This is a genomic window from Nonomuraea maritima (assembly GCF_900100395.1).
GTDB classification, from domain to species: Bacteria; Actinomycetota; Actinomycetes; order Streptosporangiales; family Streptosporangiaceae; genus Nonomuraea; species Nonomuraea maritima.
This window is the reverse complement of sequence record NZ_FNFB01000022.1, coordinates 24,465-46,590: the sequence shown is the minus strand read 5'-3', so window position 1 is coordinate 46,590 and position 22,126 is coordinate 24,465. Positions and strand designations below refer to the sequence as shown.

Here is a 22,126-nt window from a genome sequence, read left to right as displayed (position 1 = left end):
CTCGCCCCTGCTCATCGGCCGACCAAGGGATCCTGACAACTTCCTGACATTGCTCCACCAATCTCTCCGGCATGAGCAACCGAACCCAGCAGCGCGTGTCCGCACGGCACGCCGCCGCTCTTTCCCTCGCCGCCCTCGCCTGCGGCCTCCTCACCGCCTGCAGCGCCGCCGAGGCGGCGAGCGGCCCCAGCTCCCCCGCCCCCGCGCCCGCCGCCCAGACCGCCAGGACGGCCGCGAAGCAGAAGCCCGCCGAGGCCGCGAAGTCCCGCCCGCAGCTGCGTCTGGACAGCTCCCCCGCCGAGGTGCGCAAGTTCCGCGCCGCGTACGCCGGCTGCCTGACCGAGCACGGCATGCCGAGCAAGGGCACCTGGTCGAAGGCGGCGGAGAAGTCCGCGCGCGCCGCCTGCGAGCACCTGCGGCCGCTGCTGCCGCCGGAGCTCGACCCGGCCAAGAACCCGAACTACGCCAAGAGCGTCCGCATCGAGGCCAAGTGCCTGCAGGACCACGGCTTCGACGTCCACCTCGTCAAGAGGCCCGCCCCCGCCAAGCTCGGCTGGCAGTACGCGAGCGTTCCCGCGGACGGCGTCGACATCACCAAGATCCAGAACGACTGCCGCGTGAAGGCCTTCGGCGGCGGCCGCGCCATCGAGCCCGGCCCGGCGTAACCCCAAGCACGTGACGGGCGCGGCGGCACTTCCCCGAGTGGCATCCACCGCCCCGCCCGTCACGGCATGCGTCTTCTGGCGGCGCGCGTCCTGGTGGTGCGCGTCTTCTGTCGGCGCGGGCCGTCACGGCTTGACGTAGCGCAGCCTGAGGGTGTCGACGTGGCCGGACCAGCGCAACGTCAGGTGCCAGCAGCCCGCCTGCGGCAGGTCGATGCCCGACGGGCCGGGACCGCCGCGCACCTCGCGCATGACAGGCTCGCCAGAACCGTCGAGGCGCGCCTCGATCCGCAGGGGATCCCTGTCCTGGGACACCCTCGACACCCACAGGATCTTGTTGCTGTAGTCCTTGCCCGGCGGCGACAGCAACGGATTGCCGAAGACCACGGCCGCGATGTCCCCCTGGTCGCCCAGGACGTACGGCATCGGGGTCTCAGGCGGCCGGAACCCCGTACGGGCCCAGGTGGGCAACGGCTCCGGCGACAACCGGTCAGGACATCCACCGGCCGACTGTTCGGCACACCCCACCAGCAGGGAACAGGCCAGGGCCAGGGTGAGGGCGGAGCGAAGCATGGGTGACTCCCGTGTCAGGTCGCGTGCATAGTCGCTACCTCTACACCGCCGCCCTCGCACAGGTTCCCGCGTGGGACAACCGGCCGCACCGGCCACGGGAGCGCCGGTGCGGCCGGCCCACCCCCTTTGCGTGGAGGCGGGCGCGCGGGCGCTGACCAGGACGCCGGAACCAGGGCTCGCCATGCGACAGGCCCACCCCCTTTCGGTGGAGGCAGGCCGCCGCCCCTGTTATTCGTCCGGCAGCAGGTACCGCCACGTGAGCACGTAAAGTGCTCCCGCGCTCGTCCTGAACAGCGACTTGCCGTACTCCTGGCCGGCCGGGACCGCCTTCGTGACCGCGGTCGCCGCAGCACCGTCGAGGTCCTTCTGCCAGACCGGGTCGACCGTGCCCGAGGGCTCCTCGACCCCGGCCGGCCACGGCGACGGCTTGCCCTCCGCCGACTCGGCTCCCTCGGCGACCAGGCGGATGCGGGTGCCCACATAGTCGGTGCCCGACTCGGCGGCCTTGGTTGCCAGGGCGTCCATCAGCTTCTTCGCCTCCGGGAGCTCCTTCGGGTAGTACTGCGCGATCTGGTCCAGGGCCGGGACCCGGACCTCCACCATCTTCCCGTCCTTGCCCTGCACCCCGAGGACGGTGGTCGGCACGTCCGACACCACCGGCGCGTCCGGCTTGGGCGACGCGGTCGGCGGCTGCCCGGTCAGGTACTTCTCCATCGAGGTGACCGTTCGGGTCACCTCGTCCTCGTTGAGCTTCAGCTGCTTGCTCGCGTCGGCGATCACCACGCCGTCGTCGTACACCACCACCCTCGGTGGACGCAGCACGTTCGTGGTGGCGGTGACGAACCCGCCTTCGGCGCCCCACAGGGCCACCCGCTTCGCCGGCCCGTCGTCAGCCACGGCCGCCGATATATCCGATCCCGCTCCGCCACAGGCCGCCGTCAGCGACAGCAGGGCTACGAGCAGGGTCAATCGCAGTCTCATGCCCCCCAAACGTACGCGGCCCCCGAGCAGTTCAAACCGCACGCGACCCGTGCCGCCCACGCTCACCTTCGCCCCCGCCGATCCGGAGGCCGAGCCCGCGGAGCTGATCATGCTGACCCGCGCGCGTCCGCGGTTGAGGGGGCGGGGTCAGCGGCGGTCGGGGGCGACGAACTCGGGCTGGTCGAGCACGCGCAGCCAGCTTCCGTCCGACTGGCGGCGTACGACCTGGGCCCGGGCGCCGGCCCCGTCCCTCGGCGGGGTCGAGGTCAGCGTGAGGTCGCCGCTGACCAGCGTCGGCAGCGGCTGCTCCGGCTCGAACCGCGGCCGGTTCGCCAGCACCTTCTCCCACAGTTCCTGGATCGCCGCGCGTCCCACCGTCCGGCTGCCCGGCGGGTACGCGAGCACCGCGTCCTCCTCGTACAGCGCCGCGACCCCTGCCGCGTCACCGGCGTTCGAGCGTTCGACGAACAGCCGGGTGATGTCCTCCGGCCGCATGGCCTTCTCGTATTCCGTCACGACCGTCAGCCTGCCGACCCCACTGTCAGAAGTCCAACAGCTGGTTGTGCTGAGATCTAGAATCCGCAGTCATGGAACTCAGGCAGCTCGAGTACTTCGTGGCGGTCGCCGAGGAGCAGAGCTTCACCCGTGCCGCCGAGCGGGTGCACATCAGCCAGTCCGGTGTCAGCGCCCAGATCCGGCGCCTCGAACGCGAGCTCGGCGCCGAGTTGTTCGACCGTTCCGCCCGTACGGCCACACTCACCGTCGCGGGCAAGGCCGCGCTCGAACACGCCCGCGCCGCGCTGTCGGCCGCCGGGGCGGTCGGGCAGGCGGTGAGCGCCGTCACCGGCCTGATCAGTGGACGCCTCACGGTCGGCATGGTGAACGGCTGCACGATCACTCCGCTGTTCGACGCGCTCGCCGCCTTCCACGCGGCGCATCCCGGCGTGCGGCTCTCCCTGCTCGAGGACAACTCCGACCGGCTCGTGGAGTCCGTCCGCGACGGCGCCGTCGACCTGGCGCTCGTCGGCACCACCGCCCCGCCCGACGGGCTGGAGTCCTGGACGATCGTCAGCGAACGGCTCGTCGCCGCCGTCCCGCCCGCTCACCCGCTGGCGGCACGCGGGACGGTCACCCTGCGGGAGCTGATCGACCATCCCCTCGTGTGCATGCCGCCGGGCACCGGCCTGCGCACGCTGTTCGACCAGGCGTGCGCGGCGCAGGGCCTGCGGCCGGTCATCTCACTGGCGGCCGGCGCCGCCGACGCCATCGCCGCCCTGGCTGCGCGCGGGCTCGGGGTGGCGGTGCTGAGCGAGTCGATGGCCTCGGCTTACCGCGGCCAACTCATCGCCCTCCCCCTCACCGACGTCGATGCACCCGCCCTCCTCGCCCTGATCTGGCGCAACAACCCGAACCCCGCCGTACGCGAACTCCTCCACCACAGCCGCCGCACCTTCACGGCCTCAGACCGAACCCGTCACGAGCGCCAGTAGTGCCGTTTCGCGTCGTGACGGTGCCTTGTCGGCTCGACCGCGGGACAGCTGATCCATATACCCTGGTGCCGCGCTTGACCGGCATCCACCATCATTGTGAAACCGGGGCACAGTGGATAATTTGGCCACCGTGCAGTATGCGGAAGTGGCGTGCCGGATTTTGCTCGCGGCGGTCTTCCTGACGGCGGCCTTCGGCAAGGCATCCGGAAAGTCCGCCTGGCTCGCCTTCGTTCATTCGCTGCGCCGGCTCGAACAGGTGCCGGGTCCTCTCCTGCGACCGGTGGCGCTCGCTGTGGTGACGACCGAGGCAGTCGCCGCGGTACTGCTGCTCGTCCCGGCGCGGGTGGCGGGCTGGGCCGGCTTCGCCCTGGCCGGCTGTCTCCTCCTCGCCTTCACACTGGTGATCGGACGGGCGCTGAAGCACGGCAACCGCGCTCCCTGCCGGTGCTTCGGGGCGTCGAGCACGCCTCTGGGAGCGAGCCACATGACGCGGAACCTGATGCTCACCTGCGTCGCCGTACTCGGGCTGGTCGGCACCTCGGCACCGGGCACGCCCGAAGTGCCGTACGCCCTGCTCGCGGGTGCCGCCGGGCTGGTCACCGGCATCCTCGTCGTGGCGTTCGAGGACATCGTCACCTTGTTCAGGCCGGCCGAATAACGCCCAACCGTATCGACCGAAAAACGGCCTGACAATGCGATCACCATGGTCCATTGTTCGTGAACAGTATTATCCTGGCCGCTCCAGACAGGCTCGAGCGTTGAGGGATTCCGCCATGTCAGTCCTGTGGGTCGCGTTAGCCGTCGTCTTCGTCATCTGCCTGCTGAATCTGATGCTCACCCTCGCCGTGATCCGGCGGCTTCGAGAGCACACCGAGCTGATCAACCGAGGCCGCGTGCAGCCTCCCGGGCAAGGCGAGATCACCCTGCCCGCCGGAAGTCAGGTCGGCGACTTCCGCGTCGTGACCGGCGACAACCGGGAAGTGACCCGTGACGACCTCCGGGACGGCATGCTCGTGGCGTTCTTCTCGCCGCGCTGCCCGTCCTGCGAAGAGCAGAAACCCGCCTTCGTACGGTACGCGTCCGATCTGCCGGGCGGGCGCGACAACGTGATAGCCGTCCTGCTCGGCTCACCCGAGGAGCTGAGCGGCCTGCGCGAGGAGCTGGGCGGGCTCGCGCAGATCGTCGTCGAGGCGGACGTCGACGGTGCCATGTCCAAGGCGTTCGGCCTCAACGGGTACCCGGCCTTCTGCCTGATGGGCCAGGACGGCGTCCTGGCGGTGACGGGGTTCCAGGTCGACGTCCTTCCCGGAGCCGTTGCGCTGTGACCTCCGGCATGCGGGTGGCAGCCGCCGCCTGGCGGCTGGCCTGGCGGGTCGCGGCGCGTACGACCGTCGCCCAGCTCGTGCTGACGGTGCTGGGCGCGGCCGCGCCGGTCACCGCGGCGTGGCTGACGAAGGTGGTCCTCGACCAGCTGAGCGCCCCCGGCGGGCCCGCGGACCTGTTGTGGCCGATCACCGGCCTGGTCGCCGCTGGCGTCATGACGGCGCTGGTCCCGCAGGTGATGCGCTACCTGCGGGCCGAGCAGGAACGGATCGTCGCGCTCGCCGCCCTCGACCGGCTCTACACCGCGGTCAACAGGCTGGTCGGCCTGGGACGGTTCGAGGACCCGCAGTTCGCTGATCGGCTGCGCTTCGCCCGGCACGCCGGAGGGTCAGGACCGGCCGAGATCACGACCGTGAGCCTGAACCTGCTCCAGCAGGTCCTGGTGACGGCGGGATTCGCCGTCTCCCTGGCGACCGTCAGCCCCGCACTGGCGATCGCCGTCCTGGTCGGCGCGGTCCCCGCCGTCGCCGCCGAGTTCGCTCTGGCCCGCCGGCGAGCCGAGGCCATGAACACGGTCGGGCCGATCGAGCGGCGGGAGTTGTTCTACGGCCAGCTGCTGTCCGATGTCGACGCGGCGACCGAGATCAGGCTGTTCGGTGTCGGTTCCTTCCTCAGGGAACGGATGCTCCGCGAACGCCGTACCGCGAACCAGGTGCAGCGGGCGATGGACCGGCGGTCCCTGCGCACGGAGGCGCTGCTCACCATGCTCTCGACCGCCGTGGCCGGCGGCTGCCTGGTCTGGGTGGTCAATGCCGCGGCCGGCGGAACGGTAACCATCGGCGACGTCTCCATGCTGGTCGCCGCCGTCGCCTCGGTGCAGACGTCGCTTCTCGGCATGGTGCGCGACCTGGCGGGAGCGCACACCCAGTTGCTGATGTTCGGCCACTACCTCGCTGTCGTGGAGGCGGAGCCTGATCTGCCGCTGCCGGTCCACTCCCGTCCGGTGCCACCGTTGCGGCACGGCATCGAGCTGCGTGACGTCTGGTTCCGTTACCGCGAGGATCTCCCGTGGGTGCTCCGCGGCGTCACCCTGACGATCCCGAAAGGGCAGGCGGTCGCCCTCGTCGGCTACAACGGCGCGGGCAAGAGCACGATCATCAAGCTTCTGTGCCGCTACTACGACCCGGATCGCGGTGCGATCCTCTGGGACGGCGTCGACCTGCGGGACCTCGACCCGGTGCAGCTGCGCGCCCGGATCGCGGGAGTCTTCCAGGACTTCGTCTCCTACGAGCTGTCGGCCGCCGAGAACATCGGCATCGGCGACGTCGAGGCCCTGGCGGACCGGTCACGCGTCGAGAGCGCCGCGCGGGAGGCGGGTGTCCACGACATCGTGAGCGGGCTCCCCCACGGGTACGACACACTGCTCAGCCGCACCTACTTCGCCGGCGACGAACTGAACGGAACCACCCCGGGCACCATGCTGTCCGGCGGGCAGTGGCAGCGCCTCGCCATCGCGCGCAGCTTCCTGCGCGGCGGTCGAGACCTGCTCATCCTCGACGAGCCCAGTGCGCGTCTGGACGCCGAGGCCGAACACGAGATCCACCAGGGCTTCCGACGGCTGCGCGACGACGGTACCAGCCTGCTGGTGTCGCATCGGCTGGGCACGATCCGGGACGCTGACCTGATCCTGGTGCTGGACGCCGGCACCGTGGTGCAGGCCGGTTCGCACGACGAACTGGTCGAGGCAGCAGGGCCCTACGCCGAGCTGTTCTCCCTCCAGGCCGCCGGTTACCGCGATTGACCAGAACCTCATTCCAGTCTCTAATGTAGATCGAAACGGGTCAAAGTCAGACGTTGCCTATCAGCCGTTCCGAATACGGCCCGTCATTCACGAGGGAGTAGAGCATGCTACGTCTCTTCAACACGCTCGGCGACCGAATGTTGTCCGCCTTCGTCCCGAAAGTCACTGCTCAAGCCGCCTGTACGACCTGGAAGGAATTCTGCTACTGCAGTGGCGCCTATTCCGTTTACCGGTGGTGCGACCGCGGCTGCGACAGCAACCAGACGACCTGCGGGGGCTGCACGGTGAGAGTGTTCGACGGCCGCTGCTAGCTGACACGTGGGCGGAAGCGGACCGCCGGCCGCGATCGGCGGCCGCTCGTCGTGACCGGTGGTCTGCTGCCACGACGCCCGAAATGCGCGGCCGCCGCCTGCTCGGCGGACGTGACCGCCGAGCAGGCGGCCGACCGCCATGGCGCTCCGAACACCGCCGACCGGTGAGGCGCATGTGTTGCAGGCCGTGATCGCAGTACTCCTGACGGCTTCCGGCATCGCGACCCTCGTCGCGATGCTGCGGCGCAGGTTCGTCCTGGCCACCGTCAAGGGCTTCAGCATGGCGCCCACCTTCCGTCCCGGCGACCGGTTGCTGGTGCGCCGGACCTCCCTGTCGCGCCTGAAGGCGGGCGACATCGTCGTGGTCGTGCCGGACGCGCGGATGGCAGGCCCACGGCCCGGTACGGGCTACGTGATCAAAAGGTTGGCCGCGGTGCCGGGGGACCCCGTACCGGAGCACGTACCGTCCCCCACGAGCACACAGATCCCTCCCGGCTGGATGGCGCTTCTCGGAGACAACCCCGACGCCAGTCGCGACTCGCGGGACTACGGCCTGGTCACCCAGCAGCAACTCGTCGGAGTCGTCGTACGCGCCATCGGCACCTGAGCCGTCCCGGTCCTCAGGTCGGCGACGGCGAGCACACCGCCGCCCACCGCATCACGCATCAACGTGCGGGTCCGTCCGAGCCCTCGTCGGACGGCGGCACCTCGGCGACGAGGACCGGGAAGGCGAGCTTGGCCGTGGAACCGCGACAGCGCCATCCGGGTGGGCGCCTCACGCGGAAGGGTCGCTCCACACCCAGGTGGCGCGCTCGTACAGGGGCTGGAAGCCGGCTCGCAGCATGTTGTGAAGGGACGTGTTGTGCTCGCCGGGGCCTTCCGCGCCGGTCTCGGCGACGACCCATCGGCAGCCTGCCGCCTCGGCCGCGCGGGCGCGGATGGCGAGCAGCGCCGACTGGGCGCCGCGGCCGCGGCTCTCAGGGAGCGTCGCGCCGCCGAACATGTTCGCGCACTCGCCGTTGAGGAAGACGGCTCCGACCGCGACGATCCGGTCGCCGTTCCATACGGCGTAATGCCGCCAGTTCGGCTTGCCCACGGACGACACAGCCATGTCGATCATGTCTGCCTTCTCGAAGCCGAAGGTGGACATCATGACGGTGGCCCACTCTTTCGCCTGGTACGGCTCGATCAGGCCGGCACGCAGGCCGGGGTCGAGCGCCGCGATGCCGTTGGCCACGGACAGCACGGTCTCGATGTCGCGGCCCAGCTTCACGTACCCGTGTGCCTGGGTGAGGTTCAGCTGTGCGGCGGTCGAGGCCCAGTCCGGCGGCAGCAGGTCCGGCGCGATCATGAAAGCGGCCCGCGGCACGCCCTGCTTGCGATAGAAGTCGCGGATCTGTTCCAGGACGTCCGCGGTGATCTCCTCGCCCGCACCGAACCCGCCTGCGCGGTTGAAGAAGCCACTCGGCTCCTCGCGCATCACGAGCGCCAGCGCCGATCCGACGTCCTGCGAGTCGATGCCCAACGACTCCCGCACCGGCGCCGGCGCACCCGCCAGGAAGTCGACGTACGCCTTGATCTCGGTCTGCTCGGCCAGGCCGAGCGGCACGATGGTGGTCATTCCCCGTTCCCCGTTCTCTGTTCTCGTACGAAGTCCAGCACGGCGGCAGCGAACGCGTCCGCCTGCTCGATATGCCCAAAATGTCCGCTCTCCCGCAGCTCGCACAGCCGTGCGTCCGGCATCCCGGCGTGCAGCTCGTACGCCAGGCGAGGCGGGCAGATGAAGTCGTGAGTGCCGACGATCACCAGCGCCGGCACGCCGATCGCGCCGAGCCGGTCCCGTACGTCCCAGTTCTCCGGCCGCCGGTTCGGGTCATGGGTGACCGCCACGGCGACCTCCCCCGTCCTGCGGTGGTCGGCGAAGTACGCGGGCAGGATGCCGCGGAGGTAGTGCCCGAACGACTCGTCGTCGATGATCGCCATCGTCCGCGACACGTTGACCGCGTCCCATATCCGGCCTGCCTCGACCGCCTCCGGACGATCCGCCCAGCGCTGGACGAAGGCCGCCATCTCTTTGGTCGCGGCCTCCCTCTCGTCCGGCCCGAATGCGGGGGCGGTGTCGTACAGGATCAGCCCGTCGAGACGGTCAGGGTGGTCGAGGCCGAACTGGAGGGCGACGAAGCCGCCGTGCGAGTGGCCGAGGAAGTACGCGGTGCGAGCACCGATGTCGTCGAGCACGGCCTCGGCGAACCGCCCGTAGCGCGACACGGAATAGTCGCCGTCCGGCAGCAGGTCGCTGTCGCCGCAACCGACCGGGTCCACGTACACCATGGTCAGCCGGCCTTCCAGCCCGGGCAGCCGCAGGTACTCCGGGTGCACGCCGGGGCCTCCGGAGTGCACGAGGCACACGGGGCCCTCGCCCGCGACGCGGTAGACCTGGCGTACGCCGTCGACGATGACGGTCCGCTTCTCCACCGCTGGTTCTTGGTTCATACGAGCAAGATGCGGCGAGGGCCGGGAAAAGTTCGATCGCGGGCCGGATTCGTTTCAGCGGCGGCGCGGGTGGTGAAGGCGCAGTCTGCCCACCCGGCCCTGGTCCATGAAGTGCACCCACACGGCGGTGGGCGGGCAGTGGTACGGGTCCTCCGGCGGGTTGAGCAGCGCGCACTCCCAGATGACCACCTCGCGGCCGGCCACCACGTTGAACAGCTCGTGGCGTACGCCGGCGGACGTGTCACGCGCGAACGCGGTCGGCAGGTAGTCGGGGCCGGTGCGCTTGCCCGTCGGCCAGATCACCTCCGCGTGCGGCGCCCAGCGGTCGGACAGGTCACCGCGGTACGCGGACTCCAGGGTCTGCACGGCCAGCCTGCGGTGCAGCGCGCTCAGGGCGGTGGCATCGTCGTGCGTCCGATCGGCCGAGCTCAGCAGAGCGCCGACCAACTTCGCCCGCGCCTGGTTGAGCCTGCTGCGGACGGTGCCGACCGGCGTGGCGCACACCGCCGCGATGTCCTCGTACGAGGTGACATCGGTGAAATACCGCAACATCGTCACCAGCCGCTGGCCGGGCGACAGGTCCTCCAGCGCGCTCCAGATCCAGTCACGCAACGCATGCCGGTCGAGTACCTCCGCCGGGTCGGGCGGACCGCCCGACCGGTCCATCGCGAGGGCTTGCGCGGGTTCGGCCACGGGCACCGCCGACATCTTGCGCAGCTGTGCACGGCACACGTTGCGCACCACCATCCGCAGCCACGGGCCGACCGCGTCCGGATCCCGGACATCCCCGATACGGCGCAGCGCGATCAACGCCGCCTCCTGAACGGCGTCCTCGGCGTCCTGGCTGTGCCCCAGCATGGCCAGCGCGACCGCGTACATTCCCGCTCGGTGCCTGGCGAGCAGCAGACCGAGACAACTCGCGTCGCCCCGCCGTACGGCCTGCACCAGATCGAAGTCCGTGGGCACCCCACCCACCAACAAATCCCCCATTGCGTGATAATAGCCACCAAACTTCACCCATGTACGACGACGACGGTCAGGCCGACGGCAGCTGTGGACCCGCCGACCATGCCGCGTTGTGTCGGTAGCTGCTGCCAATATGGCGCGATGATCAGGAACCCCGACAAGTACGCCTGGCTGACCGAAGCGGCGGACGGCTCCACCTTCACCTACGTCCACGGCCTCACGCCCGAACAGGTGGTGACCCGGCTCGGTGGCCGGCCGGAGGACTTCACCCCCGAGACGCTCGACGCACTGGGCAACGCCGATGGTCGCGGCCCCGGCGCGTTCCTCGGCGTCACCACCATCGGCGACTGGGCGTTCGTCGTCGAGCCCTACTGGCACACCATCGCCGAGGAAATGATCATGCCGCTTTCGGCGGGCACCCGCCTCGTCTCCCACCACTCCCTCGGCGTCAAGGGCCTCGACCACTTCTTCTGGGTCGACGACCGCCAGCTCAGGTTCTGCTTCATCGCCCAGGAAGGGTACGCAGAGGAGGTCCCTGACGAACTAGTGGAGACCATGGACCAGATCGACTCCCTCTACCCCCCACTCGCCGACCCCAGCGACGGCCCCATGTTCCTGCTGACCGAGCACCTCACCGGCATCACACTGACACCGCAGCTGCTGAACGAGTCCACTTACCTGTGGGGAACCGTTCCTGAACCCCGGTCCTGGATGTTCCCGTCCCCGTGGTGAGCTCCAGCGGCACCAGTGGCCCGGCTGGATGAGGCCTGGCCGACCCGAAAGGCCGCGAAAGACACGTCAAGAATGCGCCTTGCCGATCTGATGGGTCATGAACTCCCAGAACGACCGGCAGCGGACGGCGCCGGGATACCGGTGGCGTGCCACGGCCTTATTCGCCGGTCCATGTCGCCAGCAACCGCTCCGCCGTCTCCTCAACGCTCAACTCCGTGGTGTCCAGCCACAGATCGACCCCGGACGTCAACTCCTGCTCCCGATGCAGCATGGCGAACTCGTCCGAGGTGAGGTAGACGGGTCGGCCGGTAGCGCGATCACGAGCATGCCCGTACGCCACGTGCAGATGCACCACGAGAAGACTGTCCAGCGACACCCGGTACACGGGAAGCGTCTCCCCGTTGAGCACGTCGGCGATGACGACGTCCATCCCGGCCGCGACGAAGTTCCTGGCCAGGCTGCTGGCGTTGACCGCGCTGAGCCGCCGCTGCCGTCGCCCCTCCGCGCCGTCCCAAGGAGCGGCTGCCCCCGCGACCACGTTCCTGGGCCGGGGACTCGTCCGCCACGCGACCGTTGCTGACCTTGCCATCCCCAAGCCGAAGAGCCAACTTGTTCAAAGCGGCGATGGGGCAGGGCGAGGTCCGGCCCGAAGGGCGGCTCGTCCATCGATTGGGCCCTCTTTGCGACCCGTTCAGGGCAAGCCGTAATGCGCTCTGACAGGATGAAATGAGTGGTTATGCCAGGCGAGGGCCTTGAGAAGAGGCTCAAGCCGTGGGAGGCGATGCACCTTGAGTGGTCCCCTGCGTACCAGCGAGAAAGTCGTCAAGCCGACTCCTCCCGAACTCATGGAGGACGCCGGGACCGGTCTCGACTACGGCACCCGGCCGGACCGCATGCCCGGCTACATCACCCCGATCGACCGTTTCTTCCTGCGCAGCCACGCGCCGACCCCTCATCTGGACGCGGCGAGTTGGTCGCTCAGGATCGAAGGAAGTGGGGTGCGAGAGCCGCTCACCTACACCTACGCCGATCTGTGGGAGCGCTTCCCGCTGGTCACCGTGGTCCGGACCCTCGAGTGCGCCGGCAACCGCCGCGTCCTGTTCGGCGAGGCGTACGGACGCGAGTTCAAGGGAACCCAGTGGGGACGCGGCGCGATCGGCACCGCAGAATGGACCGGCGTCCGGCTGCGCGACCTGCTCGAACCGGTGGGGATCACCCCGGGAGCCCGCGAGGTCATGCCGCAGGCGCTCGACGCGATCCAGACCCGTCGTCCCATGCCGCTGACCAAGGCGCTTGCCGACGACACCGTGCTCGCGCTGACCATGAACGGCGAGACGCTGCCGCTCGATCACGGGTATCCCGCTCGGGTCGTGGTGTCCGGCTGGCTCGGCGCCGCCAGCATCAAGTGGGTGGGCCGGATCGAAGTCTCAGAACATCCGCTGTACGTCCCGTGGAACACCGAGGACTACGTACTGATCGGCCCGGACTACCCTGCCCAGGCGCCCTCACTCGGTGTGCCGATCACGGCCATCCCGGTGGCCGGTCTGGTGGAACTGCCCTGGCCGGCGCTGCTGCGTCCGGTGCCGCAGGTTGTCCGGGGGCGTGCGTACGCGGGAGAGAACCGGGTCACGGCGGTCGAGTACCGCATCGACGAGGGTCCCTGGCAGGAGGCGACCCTGACTCCCCCGGAGATCCAGGGCGCGTGGGTACGCTGGCAGTTCGGCTGGGATCCGGAACCCGGCGATCACACCATCCAGGTACGCGCCACCGACGACCAGGGCCGCACCCAGCCCGACACCGTCCCATGGAACGACCTGGGCTACTGCTATCACGCGGTGCTGTCCCACCCCGTCCGAGTCGAACCCACGGCCTGAGGCCGTCACAGAAGACCGAAAGGACTACGGAAGGGCGCAGCTCATGAGCGAAACCATCGCAGGGGTGGAGGTTCCCGAGACAGAAGCGGTCGCCGAAGCCACCCGCCGCATCCGGGAGATGACCAGCCCCCTCATCTTCCATCACTCCCGGCGCGTCTTCTTCTTCGGCGCTCTGCACGCTCGCGAAGTCGGGCTGCGGCCGGACCCCGAGCTGCTCTACCTGGCCGCCATCTTCCACGACCTCGGCCTCCAGGTGCCCTTCTCCGAGGTGGAGCAGCGCTTCGAGCTCGACGGCGCCGACCACGCACGCAAGTTCCTGCTCGACCGCGGTTTTCCGGCCACGGCCGCCGACGTGGTCTGGGAGGCGGTCGCGCTGCACAGCACGCCGGCGATTCCCGGCCGGATGGGCCCGGAGATCGCCGCCACGTACCACGGTGTGCTGACCGACGTGGTGGGCGCGGGCCTGGACAAGCTGGATCGTGGCCTGGTGGACGAGATCACCGCCGTTCATCCGCGCGGCGACTTCAAGAACGGGTTCCTGCAGGCCCTTCTCGAAGGAACCAGAGACCGCCCGGACACCACCTACGGCACCATAAGCGCGGGCGTGTTGATGCACCTCATCCCCGGTTTCCGTCACGTCGGCATGGTCGAGCGCGTCATGGGTTCCGCCTGGCCGAGCTGACCACCACCATCCCCTTCAGGAACGAGCAGCACCGGGCCCACCCCCCCTGATCGCGGAAGTCGGCACAGCCCCGCGAATCACCACACGGATTGAAGGCGCCGGACGGCTTCGCATTGCAACGCTCTCCGCTCGCCTCAGGACCGTCCAGGACGGCCCGTGAACCAGATGAGCAACAGCATGCGGACTGGCATGATCCGGAACCATGGCTGAAGGGACGGCTCTCAAGGACCTGAGGAGAGCAGGAAGTTCCGGTCTACCGGTGAGGGTCATCCGTGGAATCGACGATGCGGATCGACTCGACGCTTACGTGGTGGGCGTCGGTGACAAGTGGGTGCTGCTGAACACCGTCTCCGACGCACTCCGTCTCGACGGCTACTCGGCCGTACGCCTCCGCGACATCGAGCACGCGACTCACTCGGGATGGAAAGGCGCGATGACGGCCCATCGTGCCATCGCCTTGCGCGGGGAGCACTTCCAGCCCCTGCCATCCATCGACCTCGACTCCACCAAAGGCTTGATCAAGACGCTGACCACAGCGTTTCCCCTCATAGGGGTCTACATCGAAAAGATCGACCCCGATGTCTGCCACATCGGCCGAGCGCGCGGGATCACCGGAAAGAAGCGATTGCGCCTGCAGGAGATCGGCCCTGCGGCGGACTGGGCACACACATGCTCCACGAACAAGACAGCGGACATCACCCGGTTCGACGTCGGCAGCGGGTACATCGAAGCGCTCCACGCAGTCGGCGGAGACCCTCCAGAACCTCGATGACCTGCGTACGTCGGTGACCACGTGATCAGGTTCCCGATGGCCCACAGCTCTACGTCAACCCCGTGAGCGCTCAGGTCTCCTCGAGTTGCCGCAGGTACTCGCCCAATCCGGGGACTGTCGGCAGGATCCGCGGGTCGACGCTTCTCCGAATCAGGTCGGCCTCCTCGTCCCCGCGTTGCCCTTCGAGGATGACGACGACGAACTCGCCAGGAAGCGAGCCGTCGATGTTGCCCCGGCGTGCCGTCGTGGTGATCGCTTTACAGACGTTGGCCATCGCGGTGTCGTGCGCCGCCTCGAGTGCCTGCATCGCGGCATCGGCCTCGCCGGCAGCAGGTGCCAGGTACTCCTCAGTGAGGTGGTGATACCACGGCGCCATCGCATCGCCGGCGGCGTCCAGGACGTCCCACCGCCACTCCGGCGGGGTGAACCGCGTCGAGTACCCGTCGTCCTCGTGCACCGCAGCCTCGGTGTTGGCGGCCAGGGCGGGCGGAAGGATCGTGGCGTCGTCCATGTAGAAGAGATGAAACGCAGCGCTGTACAGCCGCTCGCCAGGACACGCCGCCGCAAGGTCACTCAGGACGCGGCATCCGCTGTCATGCCATGCCCTCTCGAAGGCACCCCAATCCATCGCCGCATGCTAGCGCGGCTCTTTCATGCCGCCGGATACGCGGTCGACGTCCGGTCATCGACCGTCGCGTGGCCCTCTGGAGGGCACAGCCTCCGCCGGCGGACGCCACCGCAGCACCTCGTCCATCGATCGCAGCATCAGATCCGGGCTGAGCCGCCCCACCGCCGCCACCGCCGAGTCCCGCAGCCACACGGCGACCGGGTTGCGCAACCGGGACATCCGGCACAGCGTCATCGAGCGCCGGACGATCCGGGTCGTCCGCTCTGTCCTGGCCGCGCTGTAGGCGGCCAGGCCGCCGCCGGGGCGGGAGGGATCGGCCAGGTGGCCCAGCACGACCGCGTCCTCGATCGCCTGGCAGGCGCCCTGCCCGAGGTTGGGCGTCATCGCGTGGGCCGCGTCGCCGACCAGCGCCACCTTGTCCCGGTGGTAGGCGGGCAGCGGCGTGGTGTGGGAGTAGATGTCGCCCCGGATGATCCGCGCCGGGTCGGCCGCCCGCAGCAGCGCGGGGATGGGCTCGTGCCAGCCGCCGAACCTGCGCAGCAGTTCCTCACGCTCGTCCGCGGCGGCGCCGCCGGGTGGGGCGACGTCGGTGGCGTAGAGGTAGACCACATCGCCGGCCAGCAACTGGATGCCGAAGACGGCACCCCTCCCCCAACTCTCCGATCTCGGCACCCGCGACGGGTCGCCCAGCCGTACGTCTTCGAGCGGGACGAGGGCGCGCCAGACCGTCACCCCCGCGTACACCGGGCCCGGGTGGCCGGGGAAGAGCGCGCGCCGGGTGAGCGAGTGGATGCCGTCGGCCGCCACGACCAGGTCGGCCTCCAGGTCGCCCGCCGCGGTCCGTACGACGCCGCGCTCCGCGTCCACCTCCGTGACGGTCGCGTCCAGGCGCAGGCAGCCGGGCCCGCTCGCCGCGGCGAGCGCGTCCGCGAGGATGTCGAGCAGCGTGGCCCGCAGCATCACCACCACAGAGTCGCCGTACGCGCTGTCCGCCGCCTCCTCCGTGGTGCCCGTCAGCAGGCGCCCGTCGGCCCTGCGCAGGGCCATCGGCCCCTCGGCGTGGGCGAGGGCGCGGACGCGGTCACCGAGCCCGAGGGCGTCGAGGGCCTTCAGCGCGTTGGCGGCGATCGCCAGGCCGGAGCCGACGGGTTCGACGGCGGGCGCCCGTTCCAGCACGGTCACGTCCCATCCTTTGCGCAGCAGCGCGACACCGGCGCTCAGCCCGCCGACACCGCCACCGATCACCACGGCTCTGGCCATCGCCGCCCCTTTCACTACGTCTGTAGTCGCACACTACTACGCCCGTAGTTGGGTTGCACTACCCCTGTAGTATCAGGTTTCGTGAAGCGCTCAGACGTCGTGGCGGACGCGGCCATCGCCCTGCTCGCCGAACGGGGTATGCGCGGCCTGACCCACCGGGCCGTCGACGAGGCCGCGGGCCTGCCGCCCGGATCCACCTCCAACCTGGCCCGCACCCGGGCGGCGCTGCTGGAGCTGACGCTGGCCCGGCTGACCACGCTGGAGTGGGAGGTAGTGGCGGGGGCGTACGAGAGCGCGTACGAGGGGGGCCGCGACCTGACGGCACTGTCCGCCCTGCTGGCCGGGGCGCTGCACCTCCGGCTCGGCGACCGCGTCGGCATGCTCGCCCGCTACGAGCTGGCGCTGGAGGCCACCAGACGACCGGAGCTGCGCGCCATCTACGACCGGGCGGGCCGCCGCTTCCGCGACCCCGCCGTCGCCATACTGGCCGCCCTGGGCTCCCAAGACCCGGTACGGCACGGACGCACGCTGGTGGCGTTCGCCGAGGGCCTGCTGTTCGACGCGGTCGCGGGCGCAGGCACCACACCCACACGAGAAGACCTCGAACAGGCCGTACGCGAACTGCTCACAGGCATGCTCGGCACGGACGTCACCGGTAACCACTCGAAGCCCGACTAGGACGCCACCGGCCGCGCCCTGTACGAGGAATGCGAGCATGTTCGCCGTGCTCATCCACATGATGACCGTCTCCGCTTCCCGCGGATCTCGACGGTCGTCCGAAGCTGTCATCGGTGTCCGCGTCAGCGAATAACACATGCCGGTATGGGCGGGAGACAGCCTCGTCACTTGACGTCGACACGCGGCCTACGCTGGTTCATGCCGCCGTGTCGCAGCAGATACGTCTGAAAGCGCAGCTCAAAGGCCGTCCACTCCGCCGGAGATCGACACGGGAGCCGACGGCGGCCTACGTAGCCTTGTCACGGGGAGCCCCGCCGTTTCCACGATGTTGCCCCGTTACTGCATGCCATTTCTCCGTATGATCCACGATCATGATCGTCGTCGTCTTAATAGTTTTCTGTCTCCCAACAGCATTTGCCTGCGGTGCAATAATCTTCGCAGCGAGATCGGCCCCTCGCGGTCGACAAGATCGGATGAGTGCGCCCCCCTTGATCTGGGGAGCAGCCGCGACAAGCGTCGGCATGGCGGCGCTTGTGCTCATCGCATGGTCCACGCGCGAAGACACTCACTATGACGACGCCAGGTCGGCGCTGGGCGTCCTGGGAGGCATCTACAGCGGATCGCTGTTGATTTTCGGGTTGAGCCCCGTCGTCCCATGGCTGCTGGTAACGCTCAGGCGAAACGCCGTACGTCTGCCGCGAGCGTTTCGGCTGGCCGCTCGCCACGTAGGTCGTGAGTCCCGCCGAACTGCCGCAGGAGTAGCGACGACGATGGTCGCGGTCGCCATGGCAACAGCTTTACTGATCATCATCCCCGCCGTGACGTCGCAGGGAAGAGCGAACTACTACCCGGATGCCCGATTAGGCGCACTCGTCGTGGCGGGCTTTTCCGCAGAACAGGCGGCCACCGTTCGGGCGACCGTTCAGCAGGAATTGCCCGGCGGCGTACCCATCGTGGAAAGTGGTCATGCGGGCGGGCCGAGTTTTGGTGTAACGACCTCCGACCGCTCCTCATCGTGGCCGGGAGCCTACATCGGCGACCAGGCACTGCTGCGCTACCTCACCGGGAACCCGTCCACGCCTTATCGCGAGGACACAGCCGTGCTGGTCTCGCCTGACGGGGAGGAAATCACCTCGGTGGAGCTGAGCGTTCCCCGGTTCGCGACCGACGGCTCCGCCACCGTCACATCCATCCCGGCGATCACTGTCGAATCCCATGATCCTCATTTCGGCAGGCTTTTCGTTCCCCGCGATGCAGTGCAGGCCCTTGGTCTCCGGCCGGAGCCCGAGGAGTTCATCATCGACCCTTCGCACTATCGCGTTTCGGCGGACGAGCAAGAGCGACTCGACCGCCGCTTGACCGGAACCGCCTACACCTACCTTGAGCAGGGATATCAGGCTCCGACTGCATGGTGGTACGTCGTCGCGGCAGCGATTCTCATGGCTCTCTCGGGCGCGCTGCTCGCAACCCGCTCGGCCGGTTCGCAACGCGTCTTGCTACGGATGAGCGGCGGCTCCGCCGTGACTCCGCGATTCCTCCTCGCCTGCCGAGCAGCCCTCAGCGCGGCATGTGGAACGGCGATCGGCGCCATCGCCGGGTGCGTCGTCGGCCTGTGCCTGATATGGCCCATGACGATCTCGGTCAGCTGGGAAACGCCTCCACGAGCACCCTTCGAAACTCCATGGCCGGCGATCGCCACGCTGATTGTCGCGCTGCCCGTACTCGCCGCCGCGATCGCGGTCCTCGCCCTCCCTGCCTGGCTCACCCGCTCGTCACGCGCCTTGGGACGCGGCCCCTCGGCTCCTCCCGAACCGCAAAAGGGCGCTCCCATCCCGTAGCTGCAGAAGGTGCCCAGGCCCATCACCGACAGGACCGGCAGCTCCTGCTGTCGCCCCCGCCGCGTAGCGACAGCTCGGTTGTGTGATCAGCACGGCAACCCGCTGCTTGGATCACCGCCATGGAACAGGAAACGGGAGCCGGCGAACCGGTGACTCCGGCACATATGGAAGACGACCGTGCTGTGGGATCGGCATGGCAGTCCTGCATGACACGGTCCCTGCCGTCAGGGTTGCCGTCGTCGCTCAGCGAGGAACCACCTGTGCGCGGACGCCTGGAAGGTCATCGAAGGCGGCCGAGGCGTCCATCGTGATCACTGTTCTCGCAGTGGCAGCGGCCGTCGCTGCGATCAGCAGATCGTACGCTCCCCGAGATTGACCTTCTCCTCGGACATGCGCCATGAGACGAGCATGAACGCTGGCGACATCCGTCGTGTACTCCTCGACGGGAATCAACGCCAGGACTTCGTCCACGAAGGCCTGGCGATTCGGTCGCCGGGCCGCATCGGCCATCTCCACACCGACGAGCAGCTCGGCCGCGTCACCGTCGGCGGGCACGAACTGTCTGGCCCGCGGAGCCGACAGCAGCAGGCCAAGCGACCCTACGACCTTCGGCACGCCGCAACGCAAGACAGTTCCGATGCCGGCGGTCACACGCACACCCTGCTGATCCACCGCGGCGGCACCGGCTGAGCGCGGTCAAGGACGCCGACCTCATCGTGGTGCTGTCGGAGGGGGCACCCACGCCGCACTCATGGCATCAGGCGGCGAATACGCCCGCCTGTTCACCCTCCAGGCCAGTGGTTACGCCGTCGAGACCCACTCGTCGACTCCGCTTCGAGGGCTCTCAGGCGGGGCGTGGGCCGTCGGCGACCGACTCGTCCCAGTCGATCACGTAGCGCTGTTCGACGCCGAAGGCCCGCTCGGGGTGCATGACCGTCCTCAACATGATCGGCATCAGCAACGGCATCAGGGCTCTGGACAGTGGCCCGGCCGCCTTGCTGCTGTTGATCCTGGCCGCGCGGGCGGCCACCCTTTCCACCCGGGGACGGCGCATGCGCTCGTACGCGGCGAACGCGGAGGAAGCGTCGGGCAGGTCGCGCACGCAACGGGCGAGCTGGACGGCGCTCTCGACGGCCAGCGACGCGCCCTGTCCTGAGCTGTTGGACGGCGCGTGGACGGCGTCGCCGACCAGGACCATCCGGTCGCTGTGCCAGCGCGGCACCTTCAGCATCATGTGCAGCGACCCGAGCACCTGGAGCCGGTCCGGATCGGTGCGCCGGATCAGCTCGGCGCCGGGGTTGTCCTCGGCGTGGTAGTCCCGCAACCTGCGCAGCCACTCCTCGTTCGGGATCCGCCGGGCCTCGGTCAGGGTCATGGGTGTGTCGGCGGGCAGGTTGGCGCCCCACTCGGCCCCGCCGTCGGGGTGCGGGCGGAACAGGTAGAAGCCGCGCCTGCCGAAGGCGTAGGTGATCGTCCCCTCGTCCTGTGGCAGGTCCAAGTCCGCGACGGCCTCGAAGCCGAGCAGCCCGGTGGGGGTCGGGCCCGGCGCGTTCGGGTCGATCAGCGTGCGGACCGTGGACCGGATGCCGTCCGCTCCTACCAGGATGTCGGCCGTGGCCGTGGTCCCGTCGGCGAACCGCGCCGTGACCCCTGACTCGCTCTCCTCGGCTCCGACCAGGCGCTTACCGTGCTCGACCCGTACGCCCTGCGCGACCGCGTGGTCGTACAGTGCGCGGTGGAGGTCGGCGCGCCAGATGAGCTGCAACGGCGGAAGGCCGGGCAGCGTGGGGATCGTGTCGAGCCGTTTGCGGCCGACGGCCATGACCGAGCGGGGCATCGGCCGGGCGAATGCCCGCACCGCGCCGGCGACTCCGACGATCTCCAACGCCGAGAGGCCGTTCGGCGCCAGGCCGAGCGAGCCGCCGACGCCGTCGGCCGTGGAGAGGTACGCCTCGTAGACGGTGGCATCGACGCCTGCCTTGCGCAGGGCCATCCCCGCGACCGGGCCCGCGACGCCGCCACCGATGACCAGTGCCGTCCTCACCTTGCTCATGTCATGCTCTCCTTCATCCGTTGCCAGGTCCGCTCGTAGGCGGGGTCCTTCAGGGACTCGATGAGATCGGTGACGAAACGGATCTCGGCCTCCACCAGCGAGAGCCGGTACCGCTCCTCGGCCAGGAACACCCACGGCACGTCGTCCTCGACGGCCTGCCGCAGCACGCCCCGTGTCTCCTCGGCCTGCTCGCCGAGGGTCGCGAGGCGCCGGCCGAGCAGCTCGGTCGCCTCCGCCGGGGCGAGCACAGCCAGTAGCGACAGGGCGACCCCGAAGTGCGGGTACTCCTCGTACGGGACGGCGACCAGCGCGCGCATCCAGTCATAGAGCTCGTCCCGGCCCGCTTCGGTGATCCCGTAGATGGTGCGTTCCGGGCGCTGCGTGTCACGCACGGTCTCTCGCTCCGCGACGAACCCGGCCTTGCACAGTTGCTCGACGACCATGTACAGGGATCCGCGGTTGTACTTGATGCTGCGGTCCTTGCCGTGCTGCTGAAGTCGCCGCCCGAGTTCGTACGTGTGCATCGGCTCGGCCATCAGATAGACGAGCACGGCCAGAGCCAGCGGATTGGACACCTTGCGTCGCTTGACCACGATCTTCCCATCTCCTTAGTTGATTCCGACTATCCATAACCAACTAGTTGATGTCAACTATCTTGCGCCGGCCTTTTGCCATACAGCCGCGGAACCCTCACAACAGGCCGCGAAGTCAGATCTTCAGGTTGGCCGGAGGCTTCGACCCCCCGAAATGGCCCCTCGTCAATGGAGTCCCGGCTGGACAGCGTTCGACTCGATCACCCGCTACCAGCTCACCCCTGACGCAGACCCCCTCGACTACGGCGACATCACCCCCACGCCATCGACGAGGCCCTCACTTCGCTCGCCACCATCACCGACGGACAGCACAGGTCAGGGCGCCTTGCAGGGCCGTCGCCGCAGGGGAGTGCGTCAGGCCGGAAAGCGGCCCAGCCACGCGCTGTTCCTCTCCCAGCCCGAACTGGTGACGTTGC

24 protein-coding genes are annotated in these 22,126 nt (G+C 69.1%); 12 read left to right on the top strand and 12 right to left on the bottom strand.

The genetic code is table 11. From position 1 onward, the window contains the following. Nucleotides 1-71 precede the first annotated feature (71 nt). Nucleotides 72-665, top strand: a complete 594-nt coding sequence (locus tag BLR04_RS28045) for a hypothetical protein (RefSeq protein WP_090770819.1) — start codon at nt 72-74, stop codon at nt 663-665. 123 nt (nt 666-788) lie between these two features. Here BLR04_RS28045 and BLR04_RS28040 read toward each other — a convergent pair whose 3' ends face one another. The 3 genes from BLR04_RS28040 to BLR04_RS28030 form a co-directional block, all read right to left on the bottom strand. Then, nucleotides 789-1,235 carry a hypothetical protein gene (locus tag BLR04_RS28040; protein ID WP_143022245.1) on the bottom strand — a complete coding sequence of 149 codons (447 nt, stop codon included), beginning with the start codon at nt 1,233-1,235 and terminating at the stop codon, nt 789-791. A gap of 228 nt (nt 1,236-1,463) precedes the next feature. Further along, a complete protein-coding gene (locus tag BLR04_RS28035; RefSeq protein WP_143022244.1) occupies nt 1,464-2,216 on the bottom strand; it encodes a hypothetical protein in 753 nt (250 codons plus the stop codon). A 147-nt stretch (nt 2,217-2,363) separates the two neighbouring features. Further along, nucleotides 2,364-2,732 carry a YybH family protein gene (locus BLR04_RS28030; protein ID WP_090770814.1) on the bottom strand — a complete coding sequence of 123 codons (369 nt, stop codon included), beginning with the start codon at nt 2,730-2,732 and terminating at the stop codon, nt 2,364-2,366. Nucleotides 2,733-2,803: 71 nt separating this feature from the next. Between BLR04_RS28030 and BLR04_RS28025 the strand changes: the two genes are divergently transcribed. From BLR04_RS28025 to BLR04_RS28005, 5 genes are all read left to right on the top strand, one after another. Further along, nucleotides 2,804-3,706 (top strand): LysR family transcriptional regulator, encoded by a 903-nt coding sequence (locus BLR04_RS28025; protein ID WP_090770812.1) that lies wholly within the window; start codon nt 2,804-2,806, stop codon nt 3,704-3,706. Nucleotides 3,707-3,836: 130 nt separating this feature from the next. After that, on the top strand, nt 3,837-4,364 hold the full coding sequence (locus BLR04_RS28020) for a MauE/DoxX family redox-associated membrane protein (RefSeq protein WP_342672310.1): 528 nt from the start codon (nt 3,837-3,839) through the stop codon (nt 4,362-4,364). A 115-nt stretch (nt 4,365-4,479) separates the two neighbouring features. Next, nucleotides 4,480-5,031, top strand: a complete 552-nt coding sequence (locus BLR04_RS28015; protein WP_176903320.1) for a redoxin domain-containing protein — start codon at nt 4,480-4,482, stop codon at nt 5,029-5,031. An 8-nt stretch (nt 5,032-5,039) separates the two neighbouring features. Next, nucleotides 5,040-6,830, top strand: coding sequence for an ABC transporter ATP-binding protein (locus tag BLR04_RS28010; RefSeq protein WP_245740605.1), 1,791 nt, complete (start codon nt 5,040-5,042; stop codon nt 6,828-6,830). 498 nt (nt 6,831-7,328) lie between these two features. Beyond that, nucleotides 7,329-7,748, top strand: coding sequence for a S26 family signal peptidase (locus BLR04_RS28005; RefSeq protein ID WP_176903319.1), 420 nt, complete (start codon nt 7,329-7,331; stop codon nt 7,746-7,748). 168 nt (nt 7,749-7,916) lie between these two features. Here BLR04_RS28005 and BLR04_RS28000 read toward each other — a convergent pair whose 3' ends face one another. The 3 genes from BLR04_RS28000 to BLR04_RS27990 are packed head-to-tail and all read right to left on the bottom strand — an operon-like array spanning nt 7,917 to nt 10,624. Beyond that, complete coding sequence (locus BLR04_RS28000) at nt 7,917-8,762, bottom strand: GNAT family N-acetyltransferase (RefSeq protein WP_090770804.1); 846 nt, start codon at nt 8,760-8,762, stop codon at nt 7,917-7,919. After that, the gene (locus BLR04_RS27995; RefSeq protein ID WP_090770802.1) at nt 8,759-9,634 is read right to left on the bottom strand and encodes an alpha/beta fold hydrolase; all 876 of its coding nucleotides are present in this window, start codon (nt 9,632-9,634) and stop codon (nt 8,759-8,761) included. Before BLR04_RS27995 ends, BLR04_RS28000 begins: the two co-directional genes overlap by 4 nt. Nucleotides 9,635-9,688: 54 nt before the next feature. Beyond that, nucleotides 9,689-10,624 (bottom strand): RNA polymerase sigma factor, encoded by a 936-nt coding sequence (locus BLR04_RS27990; RefSeq protein WP_090770801.1) that lies wholly within the window; start codon nt 10,622-10,624, stop codon nt 9,689-9,691. 117 nt (nt 10,625-10,741) lie between these two features. On the opposite strand from BLR04_RS27990, the gene BLR04_RS27985 reads away from it, so the two are divergent. Next, nucleotides 10,742-11,332: a DUF6461 domain-containing protein gene (locus tag BLR04_RS27985; protein WP_090770798.1), complete on the top strand. Its 591-nt coding sequence runs from the start codon at nt 10,742-10,744 to the stop codon at nt 11,330-11,332. Between the two features lie 157 nt (nt 11,333-11,489). Here BLR04_RS27985 and BLR04_RS27980 read toward each other — a convergent pair whose 3' ends face one another. Further along, entirely contained in the window at nt 11,490-11,921 is a 432-nt protein-coding gene (locus BLR04_RS27980; protein ID WP_143022242.1) for a hypothetical protein, read from the bottom strand. A 199-nt stretch (nt 11,922-12,120) separates the two neighbouring features. On the opposite strand from BLR04_RS27980, the gene BLR04_RS27975 reads away from it, so the two are divergent. The 3 genes from BLR04_RS27975 to BLR04_RS27965 all read left to right on the top strand — a co-directional run bounded on the left by BLR04_RS27975 (nt 12,121) and on the right by BLR04_RS27965 (nt 14,660). Beyond that, nucleotides 12,121-13,206 carry a sulfite oxidase gene (locus tag BLR04_RS27975; RefSeq protein WP_143022241.1) on the top strand — a complete coding sequence of 362 codons (1,086 nt, stop codon included), beginning with the start codon at nt 12,121-12,123 and terminating at the stop codon, nt 13,204-13,206. 43 nt (nt 13,207-13,249) lie between these two features. After that, the gene (locus tag BLR04_RS27970; protein WP_090770792.1) at nt 13,250-13,888 is read left to right on the top strand and encodes an HD domain-containing protein; all 639 of its coding nucleotides are present in this window, start codon (nt 13,250-13,252) and stop codon (nt 13,886-13,888) included. Between the two features lie 202 nt (nt 13,889-14,090). After that, nucleotides 14,091-14,660, top strand: coding sequence for a hypothetical protein (locus tag BLR04_RS27965; RefSeq protein ID WP_143022240.1), 570 nt, complete (start codon nt 14,091-14,093; stop codon nt 14,658-14,660). A 70-nt stretch (nt 14,661-14,730) separates the two neighbouring features. On the opposite strand, the gene BLR04_RS27960 is transcribed toward BLR04_RS27965, so the two are convergent. After that, nucleotides 14,731-15,171: a hypothetical protein gene (locus BLR04_RS27960; protein WP_425413454.1), complete on the bottom strand. Its 441-nt coding sequence runs from the start codon at nt 15,169-15,171 to the stop codon at nt 14,731-14,733. Nucleotides 15,172-15,342: 171 nt separating this feature from the next. Then, nucleotides 15,343-16,548 carry an FAD-dependent monooxygenase gene (locus BLR04_RS27955; protein ID WP_090770786.1) on the bottom strand — a complete coding sequence of 402 codons (1,206 nt, stop codon included), beginning with the start codon at nt 16,546-16,548 and terminating at the stop codon, nt 15,343-15,345. Between the two features lie 81 nt (nt 16,549-16,629). On the opposite strand from BLR04_RS27955, the gene BLR04_RS27950 reads away from it, so the two are divergent. Both BLR04_RS27950 and BLR04_RS27945 read left to right on the top strand, forming a co-directional pair. Next, the gene (locus BLR04_RS27950) at nt 16,630-17,226 is read left to right on the top strand and encodes a TetR/AcrR family transcriptional regulator (protein ID WP_143022239.1); all 597 of its coding nucleotides are present in this window, start codon (nt 16,630-16,632) and stop codon (nt 17,224-17,226) included. 770 nt (nt 17,227-17,996) lie between these two features. Beyond that, nucleotides 17,997-19,064, top strand: a complete 1,068-nt coding sequence (locus BLR04_RS27945; protein WP_090770784.1) for a hypothetical protein — start codon at nt 17,997-17,999, stop codon at nt 19,062-19,064. A 243-nt stretch (nt 19,065-19,307) separates the two neighbouring features. Here BLR04_RS27945 and BLR04_RS27940 read toward each other — a convergent pair whose 3' ends face one another. From BLR04_RS27940 to BLR04_RS27930, 3 genes are all read right to left on the bottom strand, one after another. Then, nucleotides 19,308-19,715: a PIN domain-containing protein gene (locus tag BLR04_RS27940; RefSeq protein ID WP_176903317.1), complete on the bottom strand. Its 408-nt coding sequence runs from the start codon at nt 19,713-19,715 to the stop codon at nt 19,308-19,310. Between the two features lie 193 nt (nt 19,716-19,908). After that, nucleotides 19,909-21,117, bottom strand: a complete 1,209-nt coding sequence (locus tag BLR04_RS27935; protein WP_090770782.1) for an FAD-dependent oxidoreductase — start codon at nt 21,115-21,117, stop codon at nt 19,909-19,911. Further along, nucleotides 21,114-21,710, bottom strand: a complete 597-nt coding sequence (locus BLR04_RS27930; RefSeq protein ID WP_090770780.1) for a PadR family transcriptional regulator — start codon at nt 21,708-21,710, stop codon at nt 21,114-21,116. Before BLR04_RS27930 ends, BLR04_RS27935 begins: the two co-directional genes overlap by 4 nt. Nucleotides 21,711-22,126 lie beyond the last annotated feature (416 nt).

Bases quoted from the DNA above. Each gene is read 5' to 3' on its own strand.
- BLR04_RS28045 (WP_090770819.1), top strand. From the start codon at position 72: ATGAGCAACCGAACCCAGCAGCGCGTGTCCGCACGGCACGCCGCCGCT.
- BLR04_RS28040 (WP_143022245.1), bottom strand. From the start codon at position 1,235: ATGCTTCGCTCCGCCCTCACCCTGGCCCTGGCCTGTTCCCTGCTGGTG.
- BLR04_RS28035 (WP_143022244.1), bottom strand. From the start codon at position 2,216: ATGAGACTGCGATTGACCCTGCTCGTAGCCCTGCTGTCGCTGACGGCG.
- BLR04_RS28025 (WP_090770812.1), top strand. From the start codon at position 2,804: ATGGAACTCAGGCAGCTCGAGTACTTCGTGGCGGTCGCCGAGGAGCAG.
- BLR04_RS28015 (WP_176903320.1), top strand. From the start codon at position 4,480: ATGTCAGTCCTGTGGGTCGCGTTAGCCGTCGTCTTCGTCATCTGCCTG.
- BLR04_RS28010 (WP_245740605.1), top strand. From the start codon at position 5,040: ATGCGGGTGGCAGCCGCCGCCTGGCGGCTGGCCTGGCGGGTCGCGGCG.
- BLR04_RS28000 (WP_090770804.1), bottom strand. From the start codon at position 8,762: ATGACCACCATCGTGCCGCTCGGCCTGGCCGAGCAGACCGAGATCAAG.
- BLR04_RS27995 (WP_090770802.1), bottom strand. From the start codon at position 9,634: ATGAACCAAGAACCAGCGGTGGAGAAGCGGACCGTCATCGTCGACGGC.
- BLR04_RS27990 (WP_090770801.1), bottom strand. From the start codon at position 10,624: ATGGGGGATTTGTTGGTGGGTGGGGTGCCCACGGACTTCGATCTGGTG.
- BLR04_RS27985 (WP_090770798.1), top strand. From the start codon at position 10,742: ATGATCAGGAACCCCGACAAGTACGCCTGGCTGACCGAAGCGGCGGAC.
- BLR04_RS27980 (WP_143022242.1), bottom strand. From the start codon at position 11,921: ATGGCAAGGTCAGCAACGGTCGCGTGGCGGACGAGTCCCCGGCCCAGG.
- BLR04_RS27970 (WP_090770792.1), top strand. From the start codon at position 13,250: ATGAGCGAAACCATCGCAGGGGTGGAGGTTCCCGAGACAGAAGCGGTC.
- BLR04_RS27965 (WP_143022240.1), top strand. From the start codon at position 14,091: ATGGCTGAAGGGACGGCTCTCAAGGACCTGAGGAGAGCAGGAAGTTCC.
- BLR04_RS27960 (WP_425413454.1), bottom strand. From the start codon at position 15,171: ATGGACGACGCCACGATCCTTCCGCCCGCCCTGGCCGCCAACACCGAG.
- BLR04_RS27955 (WP_090770786.1), bottom strand. From the start codon at position 16,548: ATGGCCAGAGCCGTGGTGATCGGTGGCGGTGTCGGCGGGCTGAGCGCC.
- BLR04_RS27945 (WP_090770784.1), top strand. From the start codon at position 17,997: ATGGTCGCGGTCGCCATGGCAACAGCTTTACTGATCATCATCCCCGCC.
- BLR04_RS27935 (WP_090770782.1), bottom strand. From the start codon at position 21,117: ATGAGCAAGGTGAGGACGGCACTGGTCATCGGTGGCGGCGTCGCGGGC.